Genomic DNA, 17,241 nt, shown 5'->3' with positions numbered 1-17,241 from the left:
GAACTGCGTAGCTTTCTCCTGTCCAGAGAGCCATCTTAACGCTGCTTTGGCAGTGAATAAATTTGCGGCGTGCGCCGAACCCGTATCTTTGCGGCAGTATTCGCAATGACACAGGTAGAAGCGTTCAAAGTCTCCGTCGATTTCAAACCTGACAGCCGCACAAAGGCAAGAACCGGAATGCTTGGTCACGTAGCGTGCTCCTCTGTCGCCCTACGCTGAATGAACCACATCGGCTGGAATCGCATTTGCGGTTCAACAGGCCTCCACTCTACTTCTGAGCCGATCCAGATTTCCAACTCCAGTGGCTGCCGCATTTGGCTGCTCGGGAGCGGTCGTTCACCAAGGGCGGCTTCGGGCCGACTCCAGCTAGCCGTCATCATTCTGGCTATTGCATCAAAGTGGGTGAATCCACATAGAACCCCAGAATCCGCCACTCCCCGCCGACCTGGAGCACGGTCACGTTGAAACGAGCCTCACCATGCTCGAAGCTGGCCCGTGCCTGGTAGGCCGCGGTCACAATCAAGCCTTTGGGCGTCAGATTGAGGTTAGCCTCACCTTTTGATCCTTGGTACTCCGTCAGCTTACCTAACGTGGCGAGATGGCGGAATACGGCGTGAATCTGCTCGTCGCTGGCGTTCTTGTGGAAGTCGGAACATCCCTCGGCAATTAGGCTGTCGGCGGACCAGTTCAGAGCGACCTTGCGCACCGTCTGGTCGACATAGGCCTTGCTGGAAACATCCAGTTTTGGACCGATGACCGCCATGTAAGCAAAGAGCGCACCGCCGGAGAGCAAGATCAATAGAAAGATCCCACCCAGTATTGTCAGTGCCTTTTTCATATGTAAATCACGTGCCCGCCCACTTCCTTGACGATGGTCCGCGACAGGGTCGGACGAAACTGTGAGGTAGATCACAGTTTGCTTCCTCCGAAGCAGTCACTGGCGACCGGCCGCAATGGGCCGTGGCCGGTCCCTCAAGCCTTGGCCGTCTATAGCGAGCAGACCCCCTTGGTAAAGCTTCTAATGCCCTTTGAGTCATGGCAAATCAAGGACATCTTGCTGGAGTATTTTTAACCGTGTTTCCCAATGGCCATTTTGACAATTTTGGTGCTGCAGAGCGTATAACGTGTTGGGAAATGCGGAGAACGTGCCCTTGGCATTTGGTGGTGGACCTGGACTGAACAGGCAATCCGCATTCACATAAGTGAGCCAGGCCCTCTGCGCTACAACCAGACGTTGGGCGTCGTCCTTGTTCAAACTGCTCTTGAGCTTCCGGTATACGGCATTAAGTTGAGTGTCGAGCGCAGCAAAGTCGCGCTTGGCGCAAAGCCACGACGTTCGCTGGTCGGGGGCGCCGGAACAGTCCAAGTCTTTCGAATCCTCATCAGCAGCTTGACTCCCAGAGGCCCCGCACATAAGGGGTTGCGCCATCAAGCCCACCAAGATGGTGGCAGCCACGTACGAGCGTGAATAATTCAGAGCCATGCGTGACCCGTTCAATGAAATGTTCAGCGAAATACGATACCCCAAACCGGTCAGTCACCACCGTCCGCAACGGGCCGAGGCTGTGTGAAAACTCCAGAAGCTGAATTCTGATGAAGAAAAGTACCCCAAAAAGTCATTGGAAATGACCAGATAATTGTGCGGAGTGGACGAATTATTCGTCACGTGCGAAAAATTGACTGAAGATATAAATCGCAGAATGGGTTTTCACACAGCCTCGGCCGGCAGCCGCCTGTGCGCGGTGCGCACCCTTGCCAGCTGCAGAACAGGGCTGCGTGGTCGCAGTGGGCCACAGCTGGACGGCCGGCGTCTGAAACACGGCGCCTCAATGAAGTCATTAGACGACCGATGGGTCTATCTGAACCTTCAGTTCAACAGCGAGACGGAGCGGGCAGAGGGCGAAGTCTAGACGTGAGCTGAAAACCGTCATTCAGCGAGGGTGTTACGAGGCGCACGCTGTATGATAGGGTCAACAAGGCCCGCCATTGTTTAGTCTGATGTCCATCCTCGAGGTAGCTCCGCTTATCGCGCTATCCCTAGCTTGTGTCGGATGCGCCTCTCTCGAGAATCAAGCGCGCCGCGATGATAGCAATCCGGTGAGCGTCTCTGCGGGTACTGACCATTCCCTCATGCTGGATGGAAACGGAACGGTCTGGACCTGGGGCGCCAACTATAGTGGGCAGATCGGTGATGGGACTTCCTCTCAGTCCTACGTACCTAAGCCCGTCGTGTCTCCCTTCATTGCAGTCGCGGCGGGGAGTGCCTATTCGCTGGCTCTCAAATCTGACGGAACCTTGTGGGGCTGGGGTTCGAACAGCTTTGGCGAACTCGCCATGAGCGGCTTCGAAAGGATCTTCTCACCTCGGCAGATCGGAACAGACTATAAGACGTTCGCCGCGGGTTGCTTTCACGCGACCGCGATCCGGGCCGATGGAAGTTTATGGGCCTGGGGCGACAACAAATATGGCGAACTTGGCGATGGCACACAAATCAGTTCAACCACTCCCAAGCTGATCGGTACGGGCTATTCAAGAGTTTGGGCCGGGTGCTACTACACCTTCGCACTCAAATCGGACGGCAGCGTCTGGGCCTGGGGTAACAATGACAATGGAGAGCTAGGCGACGGTACGACGATTTCGAGTTCTGTGCCGAAGCACGTCGCGGACAATGTGTCCAGCATCGCTTTCGGCTTCAGCGCCACGTTCGCTATCAAACCGGACGGAAGCTTGTGGTGCTGGGGAATGGATCCGTCTACTCCGCGCGGAAAGATTCCCGCTGTTATCGCCTCGCCGGTCAAGATCGGTGATGGCTACCAAACTGTCTCCGCCGGATGGTTCGGGATGGCCGCGATCAAGGTCGATGGCAGCCTCTGGGTTTGGCAGAGAGGCATGCAAAACCCTCAGTTGGTGGGAACAGACTTCGAAAGCGTTTCGGTGGGCCACTCTCATGCACTAGCGATAAAAACGGACGGCAGCCTTTGGGCCTGGGGGGACAATTCCCACGGACAGTTGGGCGACAACGGGGGCACAAGCGGAGCAATCGTTCCCGAAAAGATCAGCATGGTCAGCGACCAGTGCCCGCAGGGTCCCCTTCCCACCGAACTGACCGCAATTGCAAGCCAGCAGGCCGCCGCAGGCGGCCAAGAACAAGCCTCCGATGGAATCGGAAGCCCCGACGAGATCGCACAAATCTCGACCGGCTATTACAGCGCGGGTTCGGATATCTTTTCCAGAGACTTTGGACTCCTTCGCTCCTGGTCGGCTTTCGATTTTGAACGTCATCTCTACATCGAAGCTTCGTCTTACCTACCCAAGGAAGGAAGATCTATACCTGTCAAACCCGGAGAAATCACGCGGCCAGACAAATCTGACGGAACAACGGTGGTCATCCGATCAGTTGAGGTACAGCCTGCCCTCACACGCGAATTTGCGTGTCTCGTCAATCTTAGTCTTCAGGATCAGCAAAAGGCGCAGGCTCAACCCGTAGCTAACGAAATGATCCAGATTCCCAACGGAGACTCTGCGGAATGGGATTTTCTTGTGATTGACCGTCGTCGCGTTCCGGTTGATTCCAGAATGGCCCGGCGTTTTGGGGAGCTTCTGTCTCGAATGCCCGGGACCACTCAAACCCGATAGCGCGTCTCAATCGAGACTCTGGCCACGATTGTAATTTCTCTGCACATTGGATGACTCATAGCTCCAGGGAAAGCGGGTGACCGATCCGGATAGCGAATTGTTGCAGTAGACATTTCTGCAGCTCGGCGCGGGCAAATGTGCCTCGACCGCTTTCAACCGCTGCTGGTCAACATCTTCACCGAAGGCGGCACCTGGAAGGAAAACCAGGTGTCGCTGGCGCAGGTCCGGTCCCGTTACGGCCCGGTGATCCGGCGCGGCGCGCCGCGCCTGCGGGCCTTGTGCGAAGAATGGATCGAGCGTCACTTCAGCCGGGCCTGATGCGCGCCCGATCCTGATCACGCCCGGATTACCGGTGCCGCCGGTGGTGATGCCTGCAACCCAGGCATCACCTTCTGCAAAGCCCCATCAAGATTCGGCCTTGGCCGGCGCCTTGCCTTCGACGATCGGCGGAACGGGCGTGTCGGCCGAGAGCGGCGGCTTCTTCAGGTGCCAGTCGGTCGCCTGCTGGTAGGCGTAGGCCAGGGCGAGCACCTTGCCTTCGGAGAAATGAGGACCGGCGATCATCAGGCCGATCGGCAGGCCGTCCTTGGTGAAGCCGCAGGGCAGAGAAATGGCGGGAATGCCGTAGGCGTCGAAGGGCGCGGTGTTGGTGCAGCCGCCGGAGCTGACGAACCAGTCGTAGATCTTCGTGTCGCGGTTGGGGCCGGCGGCGCTGGCGGCTTCGTGGGCGAGCGAGTCGTTGATCTTCGGCGGATTCTGCCGGGTGGTGGGAACGACGGCGAGGTCGAAGTCCTTGAACTTCGCATCGACCATGCGGCGCGTGGTCAGCAGCATCTGGTGCGAGCGGGCCGCTTCGGCGGCGGTGGGGACCTTGGTACCGGCCGGCGGATTCTCCATCTTCTCGAAGCGCGCGCGGGTCGGCGGCATGTAGTTGAGGCCGTACTTCTCGATCAGGTCGTGATGGTAGAAGTCGGCATCGCCGGTACCGGTGCCGGTCAGGCCGTCCCACAGCGGCGCGGTGGAGGTCACGCCGGCGGTCAGCCGGCTCAGCACGCCGAGCGCGGTCTTGACGGCGGCGTCGATCTCCGGCTCGAGGTGATCGTAGAAGGATTGCGGCGTGCCGAGGCGGAAGCCGGAGACCGGCTGCTTCATCTCCTGCACGTAATCCTTGGGCGTGCTTTCCACGCTGAAGATGTCGAGGTTGTCGTAGCCGGTGAGCGGCCCGAGCATGAGCGCGACGTCCTCGACGGTACGCGCCATCGGCCCGCAGTGATCGAGATCGGCGGAGCAGGGAATGATGCCGCGGATGGAGACCAGGCCGGTGGTGGGCTTGAGCCCGACCACGCCGCACCATGCGGAGGGCACGCGGATGCTGCCGCCGGTATCGGTGCCCAGCGCGCCGAAGGCCAGGTCCGCCGCCGCGGCGGCGCCGGAGCCGGCCGAGGAGCCGCCGGTGACGTGGGACAGATCCCAGGGGTTGCGCGTGGGGCCGAAGTAGGAGATGTCGCCGGTGCAGCCGAGGGCGAATTCATGGAGATTGAGCTTGCCGATGATCACCGCGCCGGCGGCCTTGAGCTTGCGCACCACCTCGGCGTCTTCATCGGGCACGCGGTCCTTGAACATCGGGCTGGCCGCGGTGGTCCGCGTGCCGGCGGTGTCGATATTGTCCTTGAGCGCGATCGGAATGCCGTGCAGCGGGCCGCGGAACTTGCCCGCCGCGGCTTCGGCGTCGAGCTGCGCGGCCTGGGCCAGGGCTTCCTTCGCCATCACCGTGATGTAGCAGTTGACCTTGGGATTGAACGCGGCAATGCGCTCCAGCAGCGCCTGCACCAGTTGCTTGGAGGTCACCGACTTGTCGTGAATCATCGCCGAGACTTCGGTGAGGGTCTTTCCGGTCAGCGGGCCGCCACCGGCACCGAAAGCGCTGGACCAGCCGCCCAGGAACATCTCCGTCAAAACAGCGCCGCCTACCAGCTTGCCGAAGTTTCGTCGCGTCAGGTTCATCGTGAGGGCTCACCTTTGGAGTTGGATGCCGGATACATTCCCGGGACAGCGCAGGGTCGGCTCAAGAGCCGCCGTCAGGTCTTCCCGGGGAACGAAGTGCAGGTACTTAAGACCATGACTGGCGGGAGGGGCGTACCCCCCACCTCGGGGCGCTCAAAATCGGCGAAATATCGTGTAAAGCCGTACCGGCGGATTACTTCGCGCTCGCGGCGGCAGGTCAGGTAGGGCGGGTCCGCGACCCGCCTGTCGCGAAGCGGCGCGCGGTAAACGGCGGGTCGCGGACCCGCCCTACCCGGACTGCGCCCAGCCGTTCGTCCCGAGCGCGTCGCGAAGCAACGCGTATCGAGGGGTGGACCGCAATGGAGGGCCGGGCTTCGAGCAGCGGCCGGCGACCTTGCTGCTGCACTGAACGCCGGAAGCAAGGTGAGGGCCTGGCGCTACCCCCTCCATACCGCAGTCCAACGACCGCTCTCCAGCCGCCAAAATCCGTTAGCATGGTTTCCAACATCCTGGCGCGGACCCTATGAGCATCAAGCCGGCAGCCATTCATTCCGACGCCTCGAACGCCGCCGTACCGCGCCATGCGGGAGCGCCGAGCGCCTGATGCAGCAATGGCTGCCGCTGCTGGGCGTGCCGGTGATGGTGCTGGGCTTCGCCCTGCGCCTCAACGCGCTGCTGGTGGTGCTCATCGCCGGCGCGCTCACCGGCTGGGCCAATGGCCTGGACTTCGACGCGCTGCTGCAACTGTTCGGGCAGAAATTCCTCGCCGCGCGGCAGCTCGCCGCGTTCGTGCTGGTGCTGCCGGTGATCGGGCTGCTGGAGCATTACGGCCTGAAGACGCGGATCCGCGAACTGGTGGTGCGACGCCGCGCCGCCACCGCCGCGCGCATCCTGATGCTGTATTTCCTGCTGCGCGACCTCACCGGCATCTTCGGCATGCCGCAGGCCGCGGGCCAGGTGCAGACGGTGCGGCCGCTGCTGGCGCCGATGGTGGAAGCCGCCGCCGAAGCGCGCCATGGCGAGCTGCCGGCGCCGGTGCGGGAGCTGCTGCGGGCGCATGCGGCGGCCTGTGACAACATCGCCATCTTCTTCAGCGAGGACATCTTCATCGCCTTCGGCGCGGTGCTGCTGATCGACGCCTTCCTCAAGGACAGCGGCATCGCCGGCATCACGCCGCTGCAGATCGGCCTGTGGGGCATTCCCTCCGCACTGTGCGCGCTAGCGGTGCACTTCGTGCGGCTGGCGCGGCTCGACGCCGCCATCGAGCGGCAGGTGCGCGAGCACCGCGCCGCGCCGGCGGTGGGCCCATGAGCGCGCTGGTCTCCCAGCACGGCCTGTTCGTATTGATCGGCGTGATCGTGCTGCTCCAGGCGGCGGCCGGCCTGCGCGACCGCGGCAATGCCAACCGCTGGATCGGCGCCTTGTTCTGGGGCCTGTTCTCGCTGCCCTTCCTGTTCGGCGACACGCTGGTGGAGAGTTGGGGCCCGGCCGCCGCCTACCGCGCGGCCGGCATCGTGGTGGTGGCGCTGGCCCTGCTCGCCGGCAGCGGCCGCGTGCGCGCCCGGGGGGAGCTGCAACAGCGCCCCGCGCCCGCGCCGCCGCCGACGTTCCGCCTGCTCACCCCGGCGCTGCTGATTCCGGTGGTCACGCTGCTCTGCGTCACCCTGCTGGCCAAGCTCAAGTTCGGCAACATACCGCTGCTGGACACCGCCAACCCCACGCTGACCGCGCTGGGCGTGGCCGGCGTGTGCGCGCTGCTCGCCGGCTGGGCGCTCACCGGCGGCACGCCGCTGCTGGCCGTGAGCGAATCGCGCCGCCTCTTCGGCGCGGCGGGCGATGCGCTGGTGCTGCCGCAGATGCTGGCCATGCTCGGCGGCGTCTTCATCGCCGCCCACACCGGCGATGCGGTGCAGCACCTGGCCGTCTCCGCCATCGGCCCCGGCCAGCGGCTGCTGCCGGTGGTGATCTATGGCCTGGGCATGGCGCTGTTCACCATGGTGATGGGCAATGCCTTCGCCGCCTTCCCGGTGATGAGCGCCGGCATCGCCCTGCCCTACCTGATCCAGGGCCAGGGGGCGCAGGCCGCGCCGCTGCTGGCCATCGGCATGTGCTGCGGCTACTGCGGCACCCTGCTGACGCCGATGGCCGCCAACTTCAACATGGTGCCCGCCGCCCTGCTCGATCTGCGCGACCGCTATAAAGTGATCAAGGTGCAGGCGCCCACCGCGCTGTGCCTGCTGGCGATCAACATCGCCCTGATCTACTGCCTTGCTTTCCGATGAGGACGAACCCATGCCGCTGAGCCGTGAACAGGCCGGGCGCTTCGTCAGCCTGCCGCTGGCGGGGCTGACGCGCGAGTACCCCAACCACCTCATGCACCTGCTCAATGGCCCGCAGGATGCGCAGCCGCCTTCGGCGCTGCACCCCATCTTCTACGGCTGCTTCGACTGGCATTCCGCCGTGCACGGCTACTGGCTGCTGGCGCACTGCGCCCGCGCCTTTCCGGACCTGCCCCAGGGCGAAGCCATCCACGCGCTGTTCGCGCGGCACTTCACCGCGGCCAACGTCCAGAAGGAGATCGACTACTTCACAGCGCCGGGCCGCGCCGCGTACGAACGTCCCTACGGCTGGGCCTGGCTGCTCAAGCTGGCCGCCGAACTGCGCGAGTGGCCCATACCGCAGGCGCCCGCATGGCGCGACACGCTGCAACCGCTGGCCGAACTGTTGCGCGGGCGCCTGCTGGAATTCCTGCCGCGCCAGCGCCAGCCGATCCGCACCGGCACCCACTACAACACCGCCTTCGCCCTGCTGCTGGCGCTGGACCATGCCCGTACCGGGGAGGACGCCGCACTGGAATCCGCCTTGCGCCACGCCGCGATGCGCTACTACGCCGCCGACACCGCCTACCCCAGCCGCTACGAACCCGGCGGCGACGACTTCCTCTCCGGCGCCCTGACCGAGGCCACACTGATGGCGGCGCTGCTGCCGCAACCGGATTTCACCGCCTGGTTCAGCCACTTCCTGCCGGAACTGGCCGCGGGCCGCGGCGATCCCCTGCTCTCCCCGGTGGACATCGGCGACCGCGACGACCCCAAGATCGTCCACCTCGACGGCCTGCACCTCAGCCGCGCCTGGTGCCTGCGCCGCATCGCCGCCACCCTGCCGCCCGCGCACGCCGCAAGCGCCGCTATGCGCGACGGCGCGGATCGCCTGGAGCAGGCCAGCCTGCCGCATATCGCCAGCGGCAACTACAACGGGGAGCATTGGCTGGCTAGTTTTGCGGCGCTGGCGGTTGGGGCGGGTTGAGCGCGGCGGCTAATGTACTGTGCTTTGAAATCGCAGCCAGGGCACAATAAGCGAAGCGCATTGCGCCCCACGTTCACTTCAGCGTTAGGGTGTTTGTGAATCAGGTCCAGAAAATCGGTTTGGAAGAGTCGAGGGTGTTTCGGCGCCTTCGGTGGGCTTGGCCATTATCATTTCTAGCGGTTATAGCCAGTATCGCCACAAGGCCAATGCCGCTGGTACTGATTGGCTCACTGCTGGTGTACGCGCTCGTTACCATTTTTCTCTTGTTCTGGCGTTGTCCACGCTGCGGAAAACGGTTTGCCATCAAGTTAGGTTTGATTGGTATAGCGTGGCCTTATTTCAACAGCTGCCTTCATTGCGGAAGCACGTTAGAGCATGCGAGCATCAATGAAAGGCACACCTGACACGGCACTCGACCGGATGGCGGCGAGGCGCGGCCGCTTTTCATTATACGGTGGTACTGGCCCCAGGTCAGCGCTGGTAGGCGCAATAAGCGAAGCGCATTGCGCCGAATGAAGGGATAATCCGGCGCAATGCGCTTCGCTTATTACGCCCGTTCACTAGAGCTTCGAACAATCACCAATAAAGGCAGCAAGCGTAGCCCGGATGGAGTGAAACGGAATCCGGGATTTGCCCGAGCTACAACCCCGGAATTCACTTCGTTCCATCCGGGCAACGTTCGCTGAAGAAATTGGCGAGCGCATGAACTGACAATGCGAATGCAGCGCGACCGGACAGGCTGGCAGGCCTACCCTGCCTACGCACGGCGCTCCTCTGATGGCCTGGAAGATCGCCGGCGGCGCCTTGCCTTGAGGAGGAAGAAACGATCGTCCAAACGGAAGCTTCGAGGCAGCGGTCTTTTCAGAACGATGATGGGGCAGTCCTCGCTTCCCGCCACGAAAAGGACCCCCTCTTGCGCCAAGCCGCCAAGGGCCAAGGTGAAGTCCAGGCCCCGCAGCCCTGTGGCCTTCCAATCGTCGATGAGCATTGCCTCGGCGACAAAATCACCGACGGTCATGCGCCGGGCAGCCAGGAGTTTGCATGCCGCCAGGCGGATGGCCGACGTTACTCGCGCCAATCTGCGGTTCGTGCCATCACGGCCGGCGGCTTCCGCTCGCGCCGCTCTGGAATTGCGGCTGCGGACGACGGAACGATGCCGCATGCGCAATCGCGTCAATGACACCTGATCGATCATCCGCTCCACAATGACGCCTGCCGACATGGGTGTCGGCCGCCTCAGTTCCGCCATGCCGACGTCGTTGAGTTCCAGAACGCTCTGTCCATTCACGTCGGTCTTGCGCGCCGCCCCATCGTCCAGCAGCGCCATTACGGCGTCGGAAAAATCGCTGCTGCGCAGGCCGGTCGCATGCCAGGCGCGCCTGAGATCCTCCATTCGTACGGCGTTGGAACATTGGAATTCCGACCTGAATGTATTCAACAGGGCCCTTTTGAGTGTGCTCTGATAGATGCGCATGTGCCCCCTTACCTTCGCGCGGCGCGATAACCATTGCGATGCCGCCCCCACGACGACATTGCCTTCCACCTTGCTTCCAGGCCGAAGGCTGCTCTCGTTCGCGCCGGCCGGATTTGCGGAATCACTGATCGACTCGATCTCCCCGGAAGGGCATCGCCCCGACGACCGACGCGCCCAGGTCCGACGAGACCTCGCGATCCGAGCCGATCTTACGCCTGATCCCTCGCCGCGATCGAGGGTGCATCAATCCATATGCGCCTCGCGCACCATTTCTGCCGGATGATTCAAATGTCATTTTGAATGTCGGCAAGGCTGGGAGTATGTTTTCCGGAGCATATGCAAGGCTGATTCACGCCATGTTTCCACGAGAACCTCGCATGAACGTTACGCCGGACATCATATCCAGGGCCTTGTTTCACATCCTGCGGGAGCGGCAGATCTGTGAGGGCGTATGCATCGGGATGGAAACAATGCAGCAAGCCTGGGAAGGCACGGGACTACGCGCTTCCGACCTGCAATGCTGCCTGCGCGATCTCGAAGACGCCGGCATCATCAATGTATGCCTGTTTGAGCCCCGGGCCTATATTGAGCTGACCAAGAACGGCGCGGATCGCCTGTCCGCAAAAGCACAGCCCGATGCGGCCGAGCAAGCCTGGATGGACGACGTCGTTCTATATCGAATCCGGCAGCGCGCGCGCAGCAACTTCGTCTATGAACATCGGCGAACCACCGACAGCATCGACTCGACCTATAGCTGACGGTTCGTGCCGGGCATTGAAGCCGGTGCACGCGCCCTGTGAATGGGCTGTTCCGGCTTCGCCTTCTCAGTCATTCACGCCTTCGTAAAACCCGCGCGTCGGCGCTGCCGTCGCCGATACGGGCCGGCCGAAATAGTCCTGGCCGCCATTGCCGGAAACCAGCACTCCGCTCGAGACCGCGGGCGAGCTGCCGTACACCTGATAGCCCGATACCAGTCCGATTCCATACGGCGCCGCCGCGGACGCCGCGATGAACTGCGGATCGCCGGTGAGCTTGTAGGCGTCGGCCGGCTCGCTCGCCGGGTGATTGCCGTAGAACAGGTTGTGATCGATCGTGGTGGTCGGGCCGGATGGCGAGTTGTAGCCGCCGGAGCCGAAATTCGCGACGAGGTTGTTGCGGAAATTCCATGTCTGCCTGTTGTAAATGCCGTTCCAGCCGTCGCAGTAGGTGAGATTCGACGTCAGCCCGGCGGCGACGTAGACCGTGTTGTTGTAGATCGAGGTGTTCTGCGGCACGCCCTCGGCGAAGGTGAACACGCCCTTGGCGCCGCCCCAGCCGTCGTTCACGCTCAGGTTGTAGCGCACGACCAGCCCGCTGCCGGCGAGCGGGCCGCCTTCCATCAGCATGAAGCCGCCCTGGTTGTCATGGCTGTAGTTGTATTGCACGGTCACGTTCGAGGCGACGAGGTCCGAATCGAAGCCCTGCCCGTCGGTCGTTTGCGTGAGGACGCCGTAGGCCTCGTTGTACTCGATGATCGTGTTCTTCGACCTGGTCGTCCAGATACCCGCGGACGAGGGCTCGGTCGAGCCGGCGACCGTCACGAGCCCGGCATGGCCGACGATATTGTGATCGATGAGATTGTTCTGCGAGCCGGAGACGACGATGCCGTCGCTGTCGATGGTGTCCAGGGTGTTGCCGTGGACCGTCACGTTCTTGCTCAATGCCGCGAGGTTGAGGAAGTAGAGCAGGCCGGTGGAGTAATCGTCGAAGACGATGCCGGTGCGGCCGACCCTGCTGACGACGTTGTTTTCGATCACCACGCCGTTGTAGCTGTCGGAGCCCAGGGACAGCGGGCTCATCAGGTCCGCGGTCACGGCGATGCCGCCGTTGTTGTGCGCGTCGGCGCCGCTGCAGATGAAACAGCCGTTGACGTCGTGCACGTGGTTGTTGCGGATGGTGATGCCGCTGAGCGTGCCGCCGCCGGAGTTGTCGACGAAGATGCCGCTGCGATTGACGCCCGGCGCCGCCGTGGTGCCGACATTGTTCACGGCGGAGTGGCTGGTCACCTCGAAGCCGTCGATGGTCCAGTACTTCTGGTTGTGCAGGTAGATCGCGCCGCCGCTTGCCAGTGAGCTGCCGTCGATGATCGGTAGCGCGCCCGAACCGTAGCTCGTCAGCGTGATCGGGTTGCCGGATGCGCCCGAACCCAGCGGATGCAGTTGCCCGGCCCAGCGCTGACCGGTATGGAACAGGATCCGGTCGCCGGCGGCAAAGGTCTTCGCATTCACCTTCGCCAGCGTCTTCCAGGCTGTTGCGGCACTCGTTCCCGCCGCGCTGTCGGAACCCGCGACCGCGTCGACGTAATACGACGCGGCCGCGGCAGGCCCCGCCACGCTCGCCAGGCCCACGGCCGCAAGGGCCGCCCCGCACCGCCGCAACGTCGGTTTGCGCGCGCGCCCGTGCGGCCGATGCGTTCCGTTCGATTTCCCCAGCATGTTGTCTCCCCGTGCCGTCATGGTTGCAGCGAGCTCTACGGCCGGCCCTTCGATGAGGCCGTGACGAAAGCGGTCTTGCGCTGCGCGTGTTTCCATGACGATGCCACAAGCGATAAAACCAACGCAACCGGCCCTGCGACAGGCATCGCCCCGACGGGTTGCAGCAAGGCAGGCGCAGAAGTGGGCAGGCTTCATCCGCCCGAGCGGATCGACCACCGGTGGGCACGGGACGCCATCGCCTCGCCTACTTTCCTTGAAGAATTGCCGTACCGCGGCGCGGGCGCAATGTTGCCGCAACATCGGGGCCGTATCCTCGGCGATTCACCGGCTCCCTGAGGCAAATAAAAAGGGGGCTGGGCAACAAGGGAACAAACTCGGGGATGGACATGCGTCGCTTTATATTGCTTGGATCGATTGTCTCGGTGCTGTGGGCGCTGACCGGCTGCTCTTCCTCCACCGGTTCCCCGGATGGAAGCGGCTCCGGCAGTTCGGGTTCCAGTTCCAGCAGTTCCAGCAGTTCGAGCAGCTCGGGCTCGGGCAGCTCCTCCTCGGGATCTTCCGGCAGTTCGGGCTCGGGAAGTTCGGGCTCCGGCAGCTCCAGCTCGCCGGTGGACCTGCTGGTCAAGGAAGTCGATCTGGCCGCGCTGCTGAGCCTGATCTATGGCCAGTCGGACTACCTCACCGCCGCAAGCAAGACCTTCGAGAACGTGCTGCATCCCTATTTCGCGGCGGTGAGCGAGCAGGAGCGCGGCACCATCCTGAAACGGATCGCCTTCAGTTGCAGCGAAGACCTGACCGACCCTACCGCCAGCGGCAAGTCGCTGGCGTTCCCGGTGCAATTGCAGCCGGGAATCGACGGCGCCGTGGTCTGGCATCGCTATGCCTGCGCCTTCACCATCGCCTACAAGGGCCTGCTGGGACAGACCATCAGCTACACCAGCCCGAAATACGCGGTCAATCAGCTCGACGTGACTTACGGCAGCGTGGACGTGGAGCCCGCGGTTGCCTTCCAGAACTACAACTGGGGCACTTCCAGCGCCCCGAGTTATCCCTGGCTGGGGCGCTATGTGCAGCCGCTCAATCTGATGCTGCGCGACAAGTCGGATGCCATGCCCGGAAACGCCATCGCCGGCATCAACGGCGGCTACGATTACCGCGTCGATGCCTGGGCGCAGAACGAAACGCACGACAACATCTGCCTGCCGCGCTATTCGGCGGCCGGCGACAAGTACAAGTTCTTCAACCATCCGCCCCCGGTGCAGTGCCCGATGGGCGACGACGGCCTGCCCTCCTGCGCGCAGGGCGACAGCCTGCCCTGGACCGACGACATGGGCGATACGATCATCTACCTGGCCCAGGCCCAGCGCGCCAAATCCTGGCGGACGACGCCCTTCCAGTCCTACACCTGCGGCGGCGTCAACGAGGCCAACGACCGCGGCACGCTGATCCTCTATCCGGCCGCGGCTGATGCCAGGCGCACCTCGCCCAGCAAGGACGATGTCGGCCAGCTTCAATCCGCCAGCGAGGACGCCGCATCGGCGCTCGGCGCCGGCCCGCTGCTGATCCAGGAGGGGCACTTCGTCTACGACCAGGTGCAGTCCGAGGAAGGCATGCCGCTGGACAATTACGAGATCGGCGGCGCCAGCGGCGCGGGCTTCCAGCACAACGCGGACGGCACGCTCACCCTGCACATCGTCAACATGGACGGCGAGGACAACCAGGCGGGGCTGCACGACTGGATGCTGGGCCTGTATTTCCTCAGCCCTTACGCCAAGTCCGATGGCGCCCTGGCACTGGGCAACGGGGGTGACGCCACCCTGTGGGTCAATCCGCAGGCCCCGGCGGTGCAGGCCGTGCTGGGGGACAGCGGCAGTCCCAACAACGCCTATTTCAAGGCGCTGTTCGTGAACAACGGCCATGCCGGCGTGGTATCGAATTGCTCGGGCTTCACCGCGCCGCCGATCAATTGCAGCGCGCGCCCCGTGCACAACGGCCTGTTCGTCTACTCGCGCTGAGGCATCCGGCACCCGGGCGGCAGCGCCGGAGCGGCGGTCCCTTGCCTGTAAGGAAGCCGCCGCGGTTCAGCGCCTAAGGCTCGCCCGTCACCGGGCCGAAGTCCGGCGGCGGCATGCGGTGATGGGTGGCGGCCTCGTAAGCGGAGGCGATGCGGAACAGCACCGGCTCGGCGAAGGGGCGGCCGACGAAGTCCACGCCCACCGGCATCTTGTCCGGGAACGGGCCGGTCATGCGCGTGCCTTCACGCGGCGTGCCGGTGGGACCGCCGCCGGTGCTCTCCGGCGGCAGCGGCGCGGAAGGATCGCGCACCCAGTCGTAGACCTCGGTGGTGAAGCCGGCCGGCACGGTGATGGCGGGGAAGCCCTGGCTGCCGAGGAAGCTCCACACCACGTTGCTGTTGCGGCCGTTGAGCGGCGGGATGGCCGGTGCGCCGATGCGGGCCGGCGGCTGCGCCGCGGTGGGATAGACCAGGGCGTCGAGGTTCTGCTCCTGCATGCACTGGAGCATCAGCTGCTGCACGGCGAAGCGGCGCAGCATGCGCTCGGCGGTGTTGTATTCCATCGGCTTGTCGGCGTTGGCGCGCGCTTCCTTCTGCGAGGCGAACTTGGGATCGCTGAAGTAGTTGGCCTTGTTGACCAGGTCGGTGTTGCTCTTGATGTTGGCGTCGCCGCGCTTGCGCAGGTACCAGTCCAGCTCGAACTTTGCCTCGCCGATCGCCTGGGCCTGGCCGATGGTGCGGATGTTCACGTCCGGTGGCACCAGCGAGGGGTCCATGGTCATGTCGAGCAGCCTGGCGATGTGGTCGCCGACGGGCTTGCCCTTGTCGTCCACCGGGAACTGCTGCGGGAAGCGCCTGGTGAACAGCACGTTGTCGAGCGCCGGCTCGTAGGTGCGCAGGCAGGCGGTGAACAGCTCGCCCTCCGGGCCCGGATCGACCACGTCGGCGCCGAGCTTGCGCAGATCGTCGGCGGCGCGGCCGACGATGTCGATGGTCTCGGCCTCGGCGGGCGTGAACAGCTTCTTGCTCATGTATTCGCGCACCACGCCGATGCGCAGGCCCTTGAGGCTTTTGGCCGTGGCGAAGCTGGGATACGGCTGCGCCGGCATGCGGCCGATGCTGAACACGGTGAACGGGTCCTTCGGATCGTAGCCGGCGTAGACCTGGAGGATCTTGGCCACGTCCTCGACGTTGCGGCAGATCGGCCCGACGCGGGTATTGATGCCCTGCTGGATCATGCCGTCGCGGCTGATCAACTCCTGCGTCGGCGCCATGCCGACGACGTTGTTGGCCTCGGCCGGCCCGCGCACCGAGGAGCCGGTTTCCTCGGCGATGGCGCAGGTGACGAAGTTCGCCGCCACCGAAGAGCCGGAGCCGGCGCTGGAGACGTTGGGGCTGCGCTCGGTGTCGTAGGGATTGCAGAAGGTGCCGCCGAAGGAACTGCGCGGCACGCCGTCGGCGTACTCGGCGAGATTGGCCTTGGCCAGGATGATGGCGCCGGCATCGCGCAGGCGCTTGACGAAGGTGGCGTCGTGCGGCGGGCGATCGTTGGCGTAGAACGGGTCGGCGCCGGAGGTGCTGCGCATGTCGAAGGTGTCGTACTGATCCTTGAACGCCATCACCACGCCCTGCAAGGGGCCGACCAGCTTGCCGGTCCTGGCGAATTCACGGTCCTGGGCGATGGCGGTCTCCAGCGCGTCGGGCATGTTGGGATCGGTATCGGCGGCATCCGTCATGCTGCGCGCCTTGCGCTCGTCGAAGCCCAGCGCCTTGCGCGTCGCCGGGCGCAGGTTGAGCGTGGACAGGGCATTGATCTGCCCCGCATGGGGAATGGTCTCGATCGGGCCGAGCAGGCCCTGCGGCTGCTTCACGCAGGTGCCGTTGTAGGCCTTGATGCGCGCCAGATAGAGCCGCACCACCTGCTCGGTGGTGATGCGCTTGTCGAGGATCGCGGACTGGATCTGCGCGATAGTGGCCTCTTCGATGTGGAACGCCTTGGCCGGCGCCGCGTCGGCGGGGCCGCTGCCGACCACCGCCAGCAGGGCCAGCGCGGCCCCGAGCAGGCTGCCCCCGAACATGCTGCCGAACCTGAAGCGCTTGAACATGATGGGGCCCGCTCCTGTCGTGGTTTTTTGTGACCGGGCAAGCGCCATGCAGCCGCGAATCGCGGCCGCGCAAGGAACGCCAATGGCGAACTGCCCCAGTCGTTCATTTAGACGGGCGCGCAGGCGGACCCCCTACCTGGCTGGAGAGACGGGCCGCGCCGGCAGGCTGGCTTCGAGTCCATGGAGCGCTCTAAGAGCCTGTAACAGAATGAATCGCACCTGCGTTGC

At 64.0% G+C, this 17,241-nt stretch carries 14 protein-coding genes; 7 read left to right on the top strand and 7 right to left on the bottom strand.

Annotated features, from left to right (window positions below):
- The 3 genes from BP26_RS28920 to BP26_RS28915 form a co-directional block, all read right to left on the bottom strand.
- A partial coding sequence (locus tag BP26_RS28920; RefSeq protein WP_211255015.1) for a GFA family protein occupies positions 1–189 on the bottom strand: 189 nt, incomplete at its 3' end.
- 196 nt (positions 190–385) lie between these two features.
- Entirely contained in the window at positions 386–838 is a 453-nt protein-coding gene (locus tag BP26_RS0121680; RefSeq protein WP_029922654.1) for a hypothetical protein, read from the bottom strand.
- 195 nt (positions 839–1,033) lie between these two features.
- Entirely contained in the window at positions 1,034–1,483 is a 450-nt protein-coding gene (locus BP26_RS28915) for a lysozyme inhibitor LprI family protein (protein ID WP_084183323.1), read from the bottom strand.
- Between the two features lie 515 nt (positions 1,484–1,998).
- On the opposite strand from BP26_RS28915, the gene BP26_RS0121665 reads away from it, so the two are divergent.
- Complete coding sequence (locus BP26_RS0121665; RefSeq protein ID WP_029922653.1) at positions 1,999–3,636, top strand: RCC1 domain-containing protein; 1,638 nt, start codon at positions 1,999–2,001, stop codon at positions 3,634–3,636.
- Between the two features lie 135 nt (positions 3,637–3,771).
- Entirely contained in the window at positions 3,772–3,954 is a 183-nt protein-coding gene (locus BP26_RS0121660; RefSeq protein WP_029922652.1) for an HD domain-containing protein, read from the top strand.
- A gap of 87 nt (positions 3,955–4,041) precedes the next feature.
- On the opposite strand, the gene BP26_RS0121655 is transcribed toward BP26_RS0121660, so the two are convergent.
- The gene (locus BP26_RS0121655) at positions 4,042–5,640 is read right to left on the bottom strand and encodes an Asp-tRNA(Asn)/Glu-tRNA(Gln) amidotransferase GatCAB subunit A (RefSeq protein ID WP_029922651.1); all 1,599 of its coding nucleotides are present in this window, start codon (positions 5,638–5,640) and stop codon (positions 4,042–4,044) included.
- A 603-nt stretch (positions 5,641–6,243) separates the two neighbouring features.
- Here BP26_RS0121655 and BP26_RS0121650 point away from each other — a divergent pair.
- From BP26_RS0121650 to BP26_RS0121640, 3 genes are read left to right on the top strand one after another with little or no spacing between them, the layout of a single operon-like run.
- The gene (locus tag BP26_RS0121650) at positions 6,244–6,951 is read left to right on the top strand and encodes a DUF969 domain-containing protein (protein WP_029922650.1); all 708 of its coding nucleotides are present in this window, start codon (positions 6,244–6,246) and stop codon (positions 6,949–6,951) included.
- Entirely contained in the window at positions 6,948–7,922 is a 975-nt protein-coding gene (locus BP26_RS0121645) for a DUF979 domain-containing protein (protein ID WP_029922649.1), read from the top strand. Before BP26_RS0121650 ends, BP26_RS0121645 begins: the two co-directional genes overlap by 4 nt.
- A 10-nt stretch (positions 7,923–7,932) precedes the next feature.
- Entirely contained in the window at positions 7,933–8,946 is a 1,014-nt protein-coding gene (locus tag BP26_RS0121640; protein ID WP_029922648.1) for a DUF2891 domain-containing protein, read from the top strand.
- Positions 8,947–9,703: 757 nt separating this feature from the next.
- Here the strand turns inward: BP26_RS0121640 and BP26_RS0121635 are convergent.
- Positions 9,704–10,489 carry a hypothetical protein gene (locus BP26_RS0121635; RefSeq protein ID WP_157572690.1) on the bottom strand — a complete coding sequence of 262 codons (786 nt, stop codon included), beginning with the start codon at positions 10,487–10,489 and terminating at the stop codon, positions 9,704–9,706.
- A gap of 308 nt (positions 10,490–10,797) precedes the next feature.
- Between BP26_RS0121635 and BP26_RS0121630 the strand changes: the two genes are divergently transcribed.
- Positions 10,798–11,178, top strand: a complete 381-nt coding sequence (locus BP26_RS0121630) for a hypothetical protein (RefSeq protein WP_029922646.1) — start codon at positions 10,798–10,800, stop codon at positions 11,176–11,178.
- Positions 11,179–11,244: 66 nt separating this feature from the next.
- On the opposite strand, the gene BP26_RS0121625 is transcribed toward BP26_RS0121630, so the two are convergent.
- On the bottom strand, positions 11,245–13,194 hold the full coding sequence (locus BP26_RS0121625; protein WP_084183322.1) for a right-handed parallel beta-helix repeat-containing protein: 1,950 nt from the start codon (positions 13,192–13,194) through the stop codon (positions 11,245–11,247).
- A gap of 86 nt (positions 13,195–13,280) precedes the next feature.
- Between BP26_RS0121625 and BP26_RS30425 the strand changes: the two genes are divergently transcribed.
- Positions 13,281–14,909, top strand: a complete 1,629-nt coding sequence (locus tag BP26_RS30425; protein ID WP_211255014.1) for a hypothetical protein — start codon at positions 13,281–13,283, stop codon at positions 14,907–14,909.
- A 73-nt stretch (positions 14,910–14,982) separates the two neighbouring features.
- Here BP26_RS30425 and BP26_RS0121610 read toward each other — a convergent pair whose 3' ends face one another.
- The gene (locus BP26_RS0121610; RefSeq protein ID WP_029922642.1) at positions 14,983–17,013 is read right to left on the bottom strand and encodes an amidase; all 2,031 of its coding nucleotides are present in this window, start codon (positions 17,011–17,013) and stop codon (positions 14,983–14,985) included.
- Positions 17,014–17,241 lie beyond the last annotated feature (228 nt).

The sequence above is a fragment of the Nevskia soli DSM 19509 genome (assembly GCF_000711955.1).
GTDB lineage: Bacteria > Pseudomonadota > Gammaproteobacteria > Nevskiales > Nevskiaceae > Nevskia > Nevskia soli.
The sequence above is the reverse complement of the archived record's forward strand: the minus strand, read 5'-3'. Positions and strand labels throughout refer to the sequence as shown.